Source organism: Bordetella ansorpii, from assembly GCF_900078705.1.
In the GTDB taxonomy this organism is placed as follows: Bacteria; Pseudomonadota; Gammaproteobacteria; order Burkholderiales; family Burkholderiaceae_B; genus Bordetella; species Bordetella ansorpii_A.
This window is the reverse complement of record NZ_FKIF01000006.1, coordinates 1,133,420-1,146,323: the sequence shown is the minus strand read 5'-3', so window position 1 is coordinate 1,146,323 and position 12,904 is coordinate 1,133,420. Positions and strand designations below refer to the sequence as shown.

The following is a 12,904-nucleotide window of genomic DNA, read 5'->3' as shown; positions in this document are numbered from 1 at the left end:
GCGCCAGGACGCCCGTCCGCAGGTGCAAAAGCAAGGCGATGTCAGCTACGTCAGCGGTGGGGTGGGCCAGGAAGAGAGCACCTATCTCAAGTCCGTCAGCGGCGACTACAACCTGCGGCTGCAGTTCGCGCTGTCTGACGGCGGCGCCTATGTGTCCGACGTGGAGGTGCGAGTGAAGAACGGTTCGGGGCAGGAAGTGTTGTCAGCCAAGTCGGATGGCCCAATCTTCTATGCCAAGCTGCCCGAAGGCACCTATGACCTGACCGTGACCTACGCGGGCAAGCCGCAGTCCAAGAAGATCACCCTGGACGGCAAGGGCGGCACGGCACAGGGCTTCTACTGGAAGGGTCCGACCTGAAGCGGGTCTGCCCGGAGCGGGCCGCGCAGCACGGCCCGCCTGGGCATCGCAGCGGCGTCTTGCCGACGCCGCTGCTGCTTACAGCATCTGGCTCAGGAACGCCTGCGTACGGGCCTGGGCGGGCGCGGCGAAAAAGCCGTGCGCAGGGCCTTCCTCGACGATCACGCCCTGGTCCATGAACACCACGCGGTGCGCCACTTCGCGGGCGAAACCCATCTCGTGCGTCACCACCAGCATGGTCATGTGTTCCTCGGCCAGCTGTCGCATGGTGCGAAGTACCTCGCCCGTCAGCTCGGGATCGAGCGCGGAGGTGGGCTCGTCGAACAGCATGATGTCCGGCTCCATGGCCAGCGCGCGGGCGATGGCCACGCGCTGCTTCTGTCCGCCTGACAGGCGCCCCGGATAGTTGTCGCGCTTGGCCAGCATGCCCACCTTGCGCAGCAGCTCCTCGGCGCGCGGGATGGCTTCGTCGCGCTTCATGCCCTTCACCGTCATGGGCGCCTCGATGAGGTTCTGCAGCACCGTCATGTGCGGGAACAGGTTGAAGCCCTGGAACACCATGCCCATCTTGCGGCAGAGGCGGCGTACCTCGGCGTCGCCGCCATAGCGGCTGTTGCCGTCCGGCACGGCGGTGGCCAGCGCCTCGCCTTCGATCTCGATGCTGCCCCGGTCTATCGTCTCGAGGTGGTTCAGGCAGCGCAGGAAGGTGCTCTTGCCCGAACCCGACGGACCGATCACGGCGACGACCTCGCCCTTGTGCAGCGTCAGCGACACGTCGTCCAGCACGCGCAGCGCGCCGAACGACTTGACGAGGTTGCGCGCCCCGATCATCACGGGCCGGCCATCGGCCGGATTACTGGTCGTACTTGGCATAGTGTTTTTCCAGGCGCTGGAAGGCCCAGGTCAGCACCAGCGTCATGGCGAGGTAAAAGACGGCGGCAACCAGGAAGGGCGTGGTCGAGAAGTCGCGCTGGACGATGCCGCGCGCCACGCGCAGCAGGTCGTTCAAGGCCAGCACGTAGATCAGCGAGGTGTCCTTGACCAGCGTGATGGTTTCGTTGCTCATGGGCGGCAGGATGCGCCGCACCATCTGCGGCAGCACGATGCGGCGCAGGGTCTGCAGGGGCGTCATGCCCAGCACCTTGCCGGCTTCGTACTGGCCGCGGTCGATGGACAGGATGCCGGCGCGGAAGATCTCGGCGAAGTACGCCGCGTAGTTCAGCGCGAAGGCGATCACCGCCGCGGGGAAATCGGGCAGGCGTATGCCCACCACCGGGATGAAGGGCAGCGCGAAATAAATGAACAGCAGCTGCAGCATCAGCGGCGTGCCGCGCATCAGCCAGATGTAGCCGTTGACCAGCATGCTCAGCGGACGCAGCCGCGACAGCCGCGCCAGCGCCAGCAGCAGGCCCAGCGGCACGGCCAGGGCCAGCGTGATGAAGAACAGGGTGAGCGTGACGCGCGCACCCTGCGCCATCGGGCCCAGCAAAGAGAGGACGTAATCCATGCGATCGATTCTGGCCGGGCGGCGGCGAGCGCCAGCCCGGCGTTGGGAGCCTGCTTACTTGATGATGTCCGCGCCGAACCACTGGCTGGCGATGCGGCCGGCGGTGCCGTCCCGCTTCATGTCGGCCAGCGTGCCGTCCAGCTTCTGCAGCAGCGCGGCATCGTCCTTGCGCACGCCCACGCCGTAGGATTCGACGCCGAAGTTGTCGTCCAGCACGCGGTATTCGGTGGGCCGCTTGGCGACCAGGTAACGGCCCACGACTTCGTCGACCACCACGGCATCCAGGCGGCCGGCGGACAGGTCGACCAGCGCGGTGACGTTGTCGCCGTAGGTGCGCAGCGCCTTCAGCGCGTCGGCGATGTTGGCCTCTTTCTTGATGGCGTCGACGGCGCTGCTGCCCTCCTGGGCGCCCACCACGTGGTTGGCCAGGTCGGTCTTGGCCTGGATGGCCGAGTTGGCCGCCACGATGATGATCTGGTGGTTTTCCATGTAGGGCGCGGTGAAGGCGATGTTCTTCTTGCGCTCTTCGGTGATGGTCAGGCCGTTCCACAGCGCATCCACGCGCTTGCTGCTCAGTTCGGCTTCCTTGGCGCTCCAGTCGATGGGCTTGAACTCGACCTGCATGCCCAGGCGCTTGGCGGCCTCGCGCGCCAGGTCGATGTCGAAGCCGACCAGTTCATTCTTCTCGTCTCGGAAGCCCATGGGCGGGAAGTTGTCGTCCAGGCCCACCACGACCTTGGTCGGGGCAGCCGGTTGGGCGGCGGTCTTGGCGGGTTCGTCGCTCTTGTTGCAGGCGGCGAGCAGGGACGTGGCACACAGCGCCAGGACGGCGGTCAGCTTTTTCATAGGAGTCGGAAAAGGAACGAGATACTCGGGATCCGCGTATTTTATGCGGGTTGGCCGTTCCCGCAGGATGGCGGCGTCAGGGCGGCGTTTGCGCGGTGGCGCGAGGCCGGCTGTCGATCTTGCGTCCATGCCGGGCCGAGGTCTGCCGCAACAGGGCGGCGAACGCCCGTATTGCGCGGGTCTGGGTCTGGTCGGCCCGCATCAGCAGGCCTGGCGTGCGCATGGGCGTCGGGCTTTCCATGGGCACCAGCACCACGTCCAGCCCGGCCGGCACCGCGCTGGCGGCCGCGATGGTGCCGATGGGGGTGCGCAGGGCCACGCCCAGCAGCGCGGGCAGCGTGTTCAGCTCGGCGCACACCATGGGTTCGGCACCCGCCGCGGCGAAGCATTCGTTGAGCATGCGGCGCGTGGAAAAGGTGGGTGGCAGCAGCGCCAGCGGCTCGCGGTGCAGCTCGATCATGCGGATGCGCTTGCGGCCCGCCAGCGGATGCCGGCTGTTGACCACCAGCATCAGTTCTTCGTTGAACAGGGGCTCGAAGCGCAGGCCCAGCGGCAGCACGGGCCGGTAGGCCACGCCCAGGTCGAACTGGCCCGAGGTCAGCCCGGTGACGATGGCATCGGCGGCCAGTTCCTCGACCGACAGCCGCACGGTCGGGTTGCGCGCCAGGAACTGTCCCACGCACTCGGGAATGATGTTGAGGTTGAACGTATGCGTGGCGGCCACCCGCACGGCGCCGGACATGGGGGATTCGGCGGATTTCAGTTCGCCCAGGCCCTGGTCGACTTCCTGCAGCGCCCGGGAGGCATAGCCCAGGAAGGCGTCGCCCGCCTCGGTCAGCGAGACCCGCTTGCCGATGCGATCGAACAGCGGCTTGCCGATCTCGTCCTCGAGCTGCCTGATCTGGTGCGACAGCGTGGATTGGGTGACGTGCACGCGCTGCGCGGCCCGCGTGAAATTCAGCGAATTGGCGAGCGCGACAAAGTATCTCAGGTGGCGCAGTTCCATGATTGCTTGATAAATCCATCGATGCCATCAATAGTAATCAGCAAAATAAGTCATTTCCACATTCTTGTATCCATCTATTACGCTGCGGTCTTCGCAATGCCAGCCGTCAAGCGCTCGCGGGCGGCCAGGAGACAACCATGCAAGACGACAGCATTCCTCATCTGGAAAAGTTGACCCGCGCCAGCAAGGTGCTGGAAGGCATCACCGTCATCGAACAGGGCACGTTCATCACGGGGCCGGCCGCGGGGATGCTGCTGGCCGACCTGGGCGCCAACGTGATCAAGGTCGAGCAGCCGGGCGCTGGCGATCCGTTCCGCGCCTTCCGGGGCGGCCTGTACAGCCCGCACTTCCAGACCTACAACCGCAACAAGCGCAGCATCACGCTCAACACCAAGGATCCCGACGATGCCAAGGTGTTCGACGAGCTGATCCTGCAGGCGGACGTCTATATCCAGAACTTCCGGCCCGGCGCGGCCGACCGCCTGGGCGCCGGCGAGAAGCGCCTGCGCGAACTGAATCCCCGGCTGATCTACTGCGCCATCAGCGGCTTTGGCCAGACCGGCCCGGCGGCTGGCCGTCCGGCCTACGACACGGTGGCCCAGGCGGCCAGCGGCTTCCTGAATCTGCTGGTCAATCCCGCCAACCCGCGCGTGGTGGGGCCGGCCATCGCCGACTCGCTGACCGGTTTCTATGCCGCCTACGGCATCCTGGGCGCGCTGGTCGAGCGCGCTCGCACCGGCGTGGGCCGCAGCGTCGAGGTCTCCATGCTGGAGGCCATGTGCCACTTCAACCTGGACGCCTTCACGCACTTCTTCGCGGATGGCGACGTGATGGGTCCGTACAGCCGGCCCAGCGTATCGCAGTCGTACACCCTGCGCTGCAGCGATGGCCGCTGGGTCGCGCTGCACATGTCCTCGCCCGAGAAGTTCTGGCGCGGGCTGGCCGCCGCCATCGAGCGGCCCACGCTGTTCGACGATCCGCGCTACGCCACGCGCGAAGGCCGCATCCAGCACCAGGAGCAGTTGATCGGCCTGCTGGGCGGCATCTTCGCCACCCGCACCCGCGACGAGTGGTGCGCGCGCCTGACCGCCGAAGACGTGCCGCACGCGCCGATGTACGACACCAGCGAGGCGCTGGAAGACGCACAGGCCCGTCATCTGGAACTCGAAATAGAAGGGCATCATCCTGTCCTGGGCGAATGGCGCACGGTGCGTTCGCCGGTCAGTTTCGACGGGGTGCGTCCCACGCACGTGGTGCCGCCGCCCATCCTGGGCGAGCACAACGACGAGGTGCGCGCCGAGCTTGCGATTGCACGAGCCGCGTCCCGCTCAGTTGCTTCTTCCAAGGAGTGAGACCATGAAGATCGGCAAGACCACCGTCCCGCGCACGTCCATCAGCACGTCCGATGAGCACACCATCGTGGTGCGCGGCCAGGACCTGTGCCAGGACCTGATCGGCAAGATTTCCTTCACCGACTATTTCCACCTGCTGCTGACCGGCCGGCGTCCCGACGCGGCCGCCACCGCCGTGATCGACGCGACCCTGGTCGCCATCGCCGAGCATGGCCTGGTGCCCAGCGTGCAGGCCAGCCGCATGACGCTGGCGGCGGCTCCCGATGCCCTGCAGGGCGCCGTGGCGGCCGGCATCCTGGGCTGCGGCTCGGTCATCCTGGGCGCGTCCGAGACCGCCGGCAGGATGTTCCACGAGATCGAGGCGCGCGCCCGCGCCGACGGGGCCGGCAACGACGAGGCGGCCCTGGCGATCGTGCAGGAGTACCGCGCCGCGCGCCGCGCCATTCCCGGCTACGGCCACCCGTTGCACAAGGAGCGCGATCCGCGCGTGGGCCGGCTGTTCGACGTGGCCCGCGAGGCTGGCGCCAACCTGGCCTACGTCGACATCGCCGAGGCGGTCGAGCGCGCGATCCCGCAGGTGATGGGCAAGGAACTGAAGCTCAACGTGTCGGCCGCCATCCCCGCGGTGCTGCTGGGCGTCGGCTTCCCGCTGCTGGCCCTGAAGGGCGTGCCGATCCTGGCCCGCACGGCCGGCTTGATCGCCCACCTCAACGAAGAACTGGAGCAATCCATCGGCTTCGCGCTGTCCTATCAGGCCGCGCGCGAAGTCCAGTATGACGGCGAACTTCCCGCCGGCTTTGGCACGACCCCCGAATCGCACTGATCCCGCCCAATCCGGGCATACGAGCAAGACAGTACAGAGGAGAGTCATCCATGGTTTCCATCACATCCACCGCGAGGCCCACGCTGCGCCGGTCGCTGCTCGGCCTGGCGCTGGCTGCCGGGCTGCTCGCCCAACTTCCGGCAATGGCGCAATCGGCGGACTTCCCAAGCCGGCCGATCAAGATGATCGTGCCGTTCGGTCCGGGCACGTCGACGGACATCGTCGCGCGCGTGATGGCCGATGCCATGGGCAAGTCGCTGGGCCAGTCCGTCATCGTGGAGAACCGCGCCGGCGCGGGCGGTTCGATCGGCACCGACTTCGTCGCACGTTCGCCCGCCGACGGCTACACCATCGTGATGGGCACCGTGGGCACGCACGCCATCAACAAGGCGCTTTACCGCAAGCTGGCCTACGATCCCATCGCCGACTTCGCGCCGCTGTCGTTCGTCGGCCAGACGCCGACCCTGCTGGTGGTCAGCGGCAACTCGCCCTTCCAGAACCTGAAGGACCTGGGCGCCGCCGCGGCCAAGCCGCCCGGCATCAGCTTCGCGTCCGCGGGCAGCGGCACCTCGGGCCATCTGGCCGGCGAACTGCTGAAGGCCCGCCTGGGCGGCGAGATGGTGCACGTGCCTTACAAGGAAGGCAGCCTGGCGATGTCCGACGTGATGTCGGGCCAGGTGCAATTCATGTTCTACCACCCCACCGCCGTGCTGCCGCACATCCGTGCCGGCAAGCTGCGCGCCCTGGGCACGTCCAGCGCCAAGCGCAGCGCCGCGCTGCCCGACCTGCCGACCATCGCCGAGCAGACCAACAGCGATTTCGACCTGGTGGCCTGGTTCATGATGTATGCGCCCAAGGCCACGCCGGAGCCCACGCTGAAGAAGCTGCGCGATGCCGCTTCCACCGCCCTGGCCAATGCCGACGTGCAGGCCAAGCTGACGGCGCAGGGCCTGGAGAAGGGGTCGACGTCCGATCTGGACGCCTTCGGCAAGGCGGAAGTGGCCAAGTGGGCCGACCTGGTGCAGAAGTCGGGCGCCCAGGTCGACTGAGGAATATGTCCGCTGGCGCGTGGCCGGTATGAACCTTCGCCGGGCCGGCCGCGTGCCAGTGCGGCATTGAGGTCTGCGGCTTTTGCAAGCTGAATGGGCAGACCGAGCGTTTAGCGTGACCTTGGCGCTGTAGCAACCAGTCCTGGATCGTCTGGTGGCTACGGCGCTATTTTTTTACCTTGGGGCCGCCCCGAGGCAAAAAGCGCCTCCTTGGGGCAGCAAGCCGCAGGCGCGGCGTGGGGGATGTTTTAATGATGTTTTGAACCCAATAAAGGAGCTTTCCATGGCCAACGCCTCCGCACGCCACATCCTGGTGTCCACCGAAGCCAAGTGCAACGAACTGAAGGCCGCCATCGAGAACGGCGCCGACTTCGCCGAGGTCGCCCGTGAAAATTCCAGCTGCCCGTCCAGCCGCGACGGCGGCAACCTGGGCACCTTCCGCCCGGGCCAGATGGTGCCGGAGTTCGACACCGTGGTGTTCAGCGCCCCGATCAATGTGGTGCAGGGTCCGGTGAAGACCCAGTTCGGCTATCACCTGGTCGAAGTCACCAGCCGCCAGGACTGAGTCCGGCCGCTCATGCCCTTGCCGGCCCGCAGGCAGGCAAGGGCCGCAAGAACCCTCCGTCAAGGAGGGTTTTTCATTGGGCGAATCGCGGCGGCAGAGTGCGCGCCACGAAGCCGATCGCCAGACAGGCGCCTATCGCTACCGTGGCTTCCATTCAAGCATCAGGTTCAGGTTCTGCACCGCGGCGCCGGATGCGCCCTTGCCGAGATTGTCAAAAACCGCGGCCAGCAGGACTTGCCCGTTTTCCTCGTTCTGAAAGACGTGCAAATGCATGTCGTTCGTACCATTCAGCACTTGCGGATCCAGACTTTCCAAGGCGCTCGATTCCAGCAGAGGCAAGACCCGGACATGCGTCGCCTGGGCATAGTGACCTGCGAGGCAGGCATGCAGGATGGCGCCATCCACGCCGGGTGCCAGCTGACGTAACGCAAGCGGCACCGTCAGCACGATACCCTGGCGGAACGCGCCGTATGCGGGAACGAAGAGAGGACGCTGCGCGAGCCCTGCGTGCTGCTGGATCTCTGGTGCGTGCTTGTGCGCCAGTCCCAGGCCATAGACCTGAAATGAAGGCGCGTCAGCGGCTTTCGGCCCCTCATATTTCTCGATGCCCGCCCGTCCGCCTCCGGAATAGCCCGATACGGCATGAATGCTGATCGGGTAATCGTCCGGGATCAGCCCGGCCTGCGTCAACGGGCGCAGCAGGCCCAGCGCACCGGTGGGATAGCAACCCGGGTTGGTGACCCGCCGTGCCTTTGCAATTTTCTCTGCTTGCCCCGACGTCATCTCGGGAAACCCGTATGTCCAGCCCGGCTGTGTGCGGTGCGCGGAGCTTGCGTCGATGACTCGAACGGCTGGATTGACAATGGCGCCCACTGCCTCACGTGCGGCGGCATCCGGCAAACAAAGGATGGCGATGTCGCAGGCGTTGATGGCTTGCGCGCGGCGCCGAGGATCTTTGCGCTCGGCGGCATCAAGCGTCATCAGTGTGATATCGGTCCGGCTACGCAGCCGCTGGTGGATCAGCAACCCCGTCGTGCCTTGGTCGCCATCGATGAAAACAACGGGAGAGCTCATGCTGGGAATACTCCGCTGAGTGTGAGTGCGAGAGGTGGATGGGCTCCAATTCTGCGTAGAAACCTATAATAGGGAAAGTTGAATTTGATGACTTCAATATTCATTTTTTCTGAATTAGGACGCTGCCATGCGAGAGATCAGCCTGGACCGTTTGCGCACCCTGGTCGTCATTGCGGACCGCGGCTCATTTGCCGACGCGGCACGGACATTGAACCTGGCGCCGCCAACGGTCAGCCTCCATATCGCCGAACTGGAAGACCGCATTGGGGCTGTGCTCCTGTCGCGCAAGCGCGGACACGTCAAGCCGACGGCGATTGGAGAAGTGCTGGTGGACCGCGCGCGTCGACTGCTGGCGGACGCGCAGCAGGCGTTGGACGATATTCAGCGCCAGGTGCAGGGGCTTGAAGGGCGGGTGCGGCTCGGCGCATCGACGGGGGCGATCGCGCACCTGTTGCCGCAAGCGTTGGAGGTACTGCGCCAAGACCATCCCGCTATCGACATTCAGGTTGCCGTGCTCACGTCGCATGAAACGCTGTCCCGGCTGGCGGATGGGACGCTCGATGTGGGCCTGGTCGCACTGCCACAGCCTCCGGTGGCTGGGCTCGTGATCAAGCCTTGGCGGCGCGATCCGGTGATGGCCTTCGTGCCCGCGCACTGGCAGTGCCCGGCCCGGGTCACGCCCGAATGGCTCGCGGCCCAACCCCTCATTCTCAATGACGCGACCACGCGTCTTTCACGCCTGACGGCGGAGTGGTTTGCGAGCAGGGGGCAGCACCCAGCGCCGCTCATTGAGCTGAACTACAACGATGCGATCAAGAGCCTGGTCGCGGCCGGTTATGGCGCGGCGCTTCTGCCCCATGAAGCGACGGCGCCAGCGCCCGACAAGCGTGTGGTCATGCGTGCGCTGCGTCCCGCGATGTGGCGCCGGCTCGGTATTGCACATCGTGCAGGGTACGTGGAGCGGTCCACGCAGCACGTACTTGATGTGTTGAGGGACCAGCGATTGGCGTAGGCGCCGGCATTTCCGCTTCGGGCCACTCTCGTCGAGACGGTAGCGTTTGGCGTGTCGAGCCTGGCGGCCCTCAACGTTTGTACGTCACCCGGTACACCGTGCCATTGGCATCCTCGCTGAACAGCATCGCGCCGTCTTTCGCGAACGTCACGCCCACGGGCCGTCCCCACACCTCGCCGTCGTTCAGGCCGAATCCCGTGACGAAGTCCTGGTATTCGCCCGTCGGCTTGCCATCCTTGAACGGCAGGCGCACGACCTTGTAGCCGGTGCGCCTGGCGCGGTTCCACGAGCCGTGCAGGGTGACGAAAGCGTCGCCCTTCCATTCGTCGGGGAACTGGCCGCCCGGGTTGAAGGCCACGCCCAGCGGCGCGGAGTGCGATTGCACCAGCACCTCGGGCACCCGTACCTTGCCGGCCAGGTCCGGCCGCGCGCCGCCGGCGGGGCGAGCGTCTTCGTTCTTGCCGATGTAGTACCAGGGCCAGCCGTAGAAACCGCCTTCCTTCACGCTGGTCACGTAGTCGGGCGGCACGTCGTCGCCCAGCATGTCGCGTTCGTTGGTGGCGCACCAGAGCGTGGCCGTGCCGGGCTGCACGGTCAGGCCCGAACAGTTGCGGATGCCGTTGGCATAGGGGCGGCGGTTCTTGCCGTCCGGGTCGAAGGCCAGCACGCTGGCGCGGCCTTCTTCCGGGCCCCAGGCCGCGCCCACGCCGTGCGTCTTTTCGTGCGCCGCCAGGTCGGACGGACGCTCGCCCATGTTCTGCCCCACGTTGCCGTTCGACCCGACCGCCACGTACAGCGTCTTGCCATCGGGCGAGAACGCGATGTCGCGCGTCCAGTGGCCGCCGGTGGGCAGCCTGGCCACCACGGTTTGCGGCGAGCCGGACGCCTTCTGGTCGCCGTTTCGGTAGGCGTAGCGCACCACGCTGCCCGGCTGGGCCACGTATAGCCACTTCGGTTCCGGGCCGGGCGGATGGAAAGCCATGCCGTAGGGATCGTCGAGCTTGTCGGCGTAGGTCGACACGGTGGCCTTGCCGCTTGGCTGCGGACGGATCACCACGACGCGGCCGTCGTTGCTCAGGGTGGCGAAGATGTCGCCGTTGGGCGCGGTGCGCAGCACGCGCACCCCGTCCAGCCCGGTGGCCAGCGTCTCGACCGTGAAGCCGGGCATGCTCTTGGGGACGGCATTGGCCGGCCGGTCGGCGATGCGCGAGGCGGCCGCGCGCGCCGAGGCGCCGTCGGCGGCGGGAATGTCGGCGGGACGGATGTGCCGCATCGTGCCCGGCGCGTCCGCCTGCCAGTCGCCAAACGCGTTCTTGCCGGTCAGCACGTCCTGCCGCGCCAGGACGGGCGCCGCCATCAGGACTGCGATCGAACCTGCCAGGCCAACCAACGCTTGCTTCATCTGCCGCTCCACAGTGGGTTGCACCGGACACGGGTCGCGCATCCGGCGGGGGTCACTACAAGGATTTAGGCGGAATCCGCGATTCGCGCAACCCCTATGGCGCAAGTCGCCCGCGCGGGCGCCGTGCATACGCCCGCGCCGGCGGGTTCGCGTTACAGCGGGTCGTCCAGGCCGTGTTGCACCTGTTCGGCCGCGCGCAGCATGGCGCGGGCCTTGGCCTCGGTCTCGGCCCATTCGGCTTCGGGGTTCGAGTCGGCCACGATGCCGGCGGCGGCCTGCGCGAACAGCATGCCGTTCTTGATGATGCCGGTGCGGATGGCGATGGCCACGTCCATTTCGCCGCCGTAGCTCAGGTAGCCGGCCGCGCCGCCGTAGATGCCGCGCTGCACGGGTTCCAGCTCATCGATGATTTCCATGGCGCGCACCTTGGGGGCGCCGGTCAGCGTGCCGGCCGGGAAGGCCGCGCGCAGCACGTCCATGCTGCTCATCGAGGGGTCCAGCGTACCGGCCACGTTGGACACCAGGTGCATCACGTGCGAATAGCGCTCGATCACCATGGTGTCGCTGACCTTGACCGTGCCGGTCTGCGCCACGCGGCCCACGTCGTTGCGCGCCAGGTCGATCAGCATGACGTGTTCGGCGATCTCTTTCGGATCGGCCTGCAGCTCGCGCGCCAGCGCGGCGTCTTCCTCCGGCGTGCCGCCACGCTTGCGCGTGCCGGCCAGCGGACGGATGGTGATCTGCGATTTCGGCGTGCCGTTCTCGACGATGCGTTCCTGGCGCACCAGGATCTCGGGCGAGGAGCCCACCACCTGGAAGTCGCCGAAGTTCCAGAAGTACATGTACGGCGATGGGTTGAGCGAACGCAGCGCGCGGTACAGCGACAGCGGCGAGTCGCGGAACGGCTTGGCGATGACCTGGCTGATCTGCACCTGCATCAGGTCGCCGGCGGCGATGTATTCCTTGGCGCGGTGCACTGCGGCCAGGTAGTCCTCTTTCTTGAAGTCGCGGCGTTCTTCGGTCTGCATGCTGGCGTGGCTGTACGGAATCTCCACGGGCTTGCGCAGGCGGGCGCGCAGGTCCAGCAGGCGCTGCTGGGCGCGGCTGTAGGCCTCGGGCTGCGCCGGGTCGGCGTACACCATCAGGTAGATGCGGCCCGCCAGGTTGTCGACGATGACCAGCTCGTCGACGTGCATCAGCATGATGTCGGGCGTGCCGCCCTCCATGCCGGCCGGGAAGGGCTTCACCGCCGGCCCCAGGCGCGGCTCGATGTGGCGCACGGTGTCGTAGCCGAAGTAGCCCGCCAGGCCGCCGCAGAAGCGCGGCATGCCGGGGCGCAGCGCGACCTTGAAGCGGCGCTGGTATTGCTCGATGAAGGCCAGCGGATCGCCTTCGTGGGTTTCCACCACGCGGCCATCGTGCAGCAGCTCGGTCAGGGTGCCCGTGGCGCGGATCACGCTGCGCGCGGGCAGGCCGATGAAGGAGTAGCGGCCGAAGCGTTCGCCGCCCACCACGGATTCCATCAGGCAGGTCATGGCGCCCCCTTGGCGCTGCGCGCCGTCCCCCCGAGGGGGATAGCTCGCTTGGGACGGCCCTGCGCTCGCTGCGCCATAGCCCGTGCCGGCGTGCGCCAGCTTCAGGTAGATGGCCAGCGGCGTGTCCAGGTCGGCGTAGGTCTCGGCCACCAGGGGGATTCGGTTGTAGCCTTGGGAGGCCAGCGCCTTGAATTCAAGTTCGGTCATGTCGGATCTCGATGGGGGATCAGGATGAGGAACCGGGCGCGCGCAAACAAAAAACCCGGTCCTGTGTAGGGTCCGGGTTCGGTGTCTTGCCCTGCGCGGCATTGGCGGTGCGCCAACGCCGGGAACGGCTTACCGCCACCCGGAGAACGAGCGCCACCAACGCCAGCG

13 protein-coding genes are annotated in these 12,904 nt (G+C 66.9%); 6 read left to right on the top strand and 7 right to left on the bottom strand.

Annotated features, from left to right (window positions below; translation table 11 throughout):
* A partial coding sequence (locus A6745_RS29070) for a hypothetical protein (protein ID WP_066128684.1) occupies window positions 1–358 on the top strand: 358 nt, incomplete at its 5' end.
* Window positions 359–436: 78 nt separating this feature from the next.
* Here the strand turns inward: A6745_RS29070 and A6745_RS15685 are convergent.
* The 4 genes from A6745_RS15685 to A6745_RS15670 all read right to left on the bottom strand — a co-directional run bounded on the left by A6745_RS15685 (window position 437) and on the right by A6745_RS15670 (window position 3,717).
* Window positions 437–1,189, bottom strand: a complete 753-nt coding sequence (locus tag A6745_RS15685) for an amino acid ABC transporter ATP-binding protein (protein WP_066128953.1) — start codon at window positions 1,187–1,189, stop codon at window positions 437–439.
* A 22-nt stretch (window positions 1,190–1,211) separates the two neighbouring features.
* Window positions 1,212–1,865, bottom strand: a complete 654-nt coding sequence (locus A6745_RS15680) for an amino acid ABC transporter permease (RefSeq protein WP_066128681.1) — start codon at window positions 1,863–1,865, stop codon at window positions 1,212–1,214.
* A 54-nt stretch (window positions 1,866–1,919) separates the two neighbouring features.
* Window positions 1,920–2,711, bottom strand: a complete 792-nt coding sequence (locus A6745_RS15675; RefSeq protein ID WP_066128678.1) for an amino acid ABC transporter substrate-binding protein — start codon at window positions 2,709–2,711, stop codon at window positions 1,920–1,922.
* Window positions 2,712–2,787: 76 nt separating this feature from the next.
* The gene (locus A6745_RS15670) at window positions 2,788–3,717 is read right to left on the bottom strand and encodes a LysR substrate-binding domain-containing protein (RefSeq protein WP_066128675.1); all 930 of its coding nucleotides are present in this window, start codon (window positions 3,715–3,717) and stop codon (window positions 2,788–2,790) included.
* A 137-nt stretch (window positions 3,718–3,854) separates the two neighbouring features.
* Here A6745_RS15670 and A6745_RS15665 point away from each other — a divergent pair, with 137 nt between their 5' ends.
* The 4 genes from A6745_RS15665 to A6745_RS15650 all read left to right on the top strand — a co-directional run bounded on the left by A6745_RS15665 (window position 3,855) and on the right by A6745_RS15650 (window position 7,506).
* Complete coding sequence (locus A6745_RS15665; RefSeq protein WP_066128674.1) at window positions 3,855–5,069, top strand: CaiB/BaiF CoA transferase family protein; 1,215 nt, start codon at window positions 3,855–3,857, stop codon at window positions 5,067–5,069.
* Window positions 5,070–5,073: 4 nt separating this feature from the next.
* Window positions 5,074–5,892 (top strand): citryl-CoA lyase, encoded by an 819-nt coding sequence (locus A6745_RS15660; protein ID WP_066128671.1) that lies wholly within the window; start codon window positions 5,074–5,076, stop codon window positions 5,890–5,892.
* A 50-nt stretch (window positions 5,893–5,942) separates the two neighbouring features.
* Entirely contained in the window at window positions 5,943–6,941 is a 999-nt protein-coding gene (locus A6745_RS15655) for a Bug family tripartite tricarboxylate transporter substrate binding protein (protein WP_066128668.1), read from the top strand.
* Window positions 6,942–7,224: 283 nt separating this feature from the next.
* Complete coding sequence (locus A6745_RS15650; protein ID WP_066128662.1) at window positions 7,225–7,506, top strand: peptidylprolyl isomerase; 282 nt, start codon at window positions 7,225–7,227, stop codon at window positions 7,504–7,506.
* A 138-nt stretch (window positions 7,507–7,644) separates the two neighbouring features.
* Here A6745_RS15650 and argC read toward each other — a convergent pair whose 3' ends face one another.
* A complete protein-coding gene (argC, locus tag A6745_RS15645) occupies window positions 7,645–8,580 on the bottom strand; it encodes an N-acetyl-gamma-glutamyl-phosphate reductase (RefSeq protein ID WP_066128659.1) in 936 nt (311 codons plus the stop codon).
* A 127-nt stretch (window positions 8,581–8,707) separates the two neighbouring features.
* On the opposite strand from argC, the gene A6745_RS15640 reads away from it, so the two are divergent.
* On the top strand, window positions 8,708–9,592 hold the full coding sequence (locus A6745_RS15640; RefSeq protein WP_066128656.1) for a LysR family transcriptional regulator: 885 nt from the start codon (window positions 8,708–8,710) through the stop codon (window positions 9,590–9,592).
* A 70-nt stretch (window positions 9,593–9,662) separates the two neighbouring features.
* Here A6745_RS15640 and A6745_RS15635 read toward each other — a convergent pair whose 3' ends face one another.
* Window positions 9,663–10,994 (bottom strand): PQQ-dependent sugar dehydrogenase, encoded by a 1,332-nt coding sequence (locus tag A6745_RS15635; RefSeq protein ID WP_066128653.1) that lies wholly within the window; start codon window positions 10,992–10,994, stop codon window positions 9,663–9,665.
* A 152-nt stretch (window positions 10,995–11,146) separates the two neighbouring features.
* A complete protein-coding gene (locus A6745_RS15630) occupies window positions 11,147–12,736 on the bottom strand; it encodes an anthranilate synthase component I family protein (protein ID WP_066128651.1) in 1,590 nt (529 codons plus the stop codon).
* Window positions 12,737–12,904 lie beyond the last annotated feature (168 nt).

Bases quoted from the DNA above. Each gene is read 5' to 3' on its own strand.
- A6745_RS15685 (WP_066128953.1), bottom strand. From the start codon at position 1,189: ATGATCGGGGCGCGCAACCTCGTCAAGTCGTTCGGCGCGCTGCGCGTG.
- A6745_RS15680 (WP_066128681.1), bottom strand. From the start codon at position 1,865: ATGGATTACGTCCTCTCTTTGCTGGGCCCGATGGCGCAGGGTGCGCGC.
- A6745_RS15675 (WP_066128678.1), bottom strand. From the start codon at position 2,711: ATGAAAAAGCTGACCGCCGTCCTGGCGCTGTGTGCCACGTCCCTGCTC.
- A6745_RS15670 (WP_066128675.1), bottom strand. From the start codon at position 3,717: ATGGAACTGCGCCACCTGAGATACTTTGTCGCGCTCGCCAATTCGCTG.
- A6745_RS15665 (WP_066128674.1), top strand. From the start codon at position 3,855: ATGCAAGACGACAGCATTCCTCATCTGGAAAAGTTGACCCGCGCCAGC.
- A6745_RS15660 (WP_066128671.1), top strand. From the start codon at position 5,074: ATGAAGATCGGCAAGACCACCGTCCCGCGCACGTCCATCAGCACGTCC.
- A6745_RS15655 (WP_066128668.1), top strand. From the start codon at position 5,943: ATGGTTTCCATCACATCCACCGCGAGGCCCACGCTGCGCCGGTCGCTG.
- A6745_RS15650 (WP_066128662.1), top strand. From the start codon at position 7,225: ATGGCCAACGCCTCCGCACGCCACATCCTGGTGTCCACCGAAGCCAAG.
- argC (WP_066128659.1), bottom strand. From the start codon at position 8,580: ATGAGCTCTCCCGTTGTTTTCATCGATGGCGACCAAGGCACGACGGGG.
- A6745_RS15640 (WP_066128656.1), top strand. From the start codon at position 8,708: ATGCGAGAGATCAGCCTGGACCGTTTGCGCACCCTGGTCGTCATTGCG.
- A6745_RS15635 (WP_066128653.1), bottom strand. From the start codon at position 10,994: ATGAAGCAAGCGTTGGTTGGCCTGGCAGGTTCGATCGCAGTCCTGATG.
- A6745_RS15630 (WP_066128651.1), bottom strand. From the start codon at position 12,736: ATGACCGAACTTGAATTCAAGGCGCTGGCCTCCCAAGGCTACAACCGA.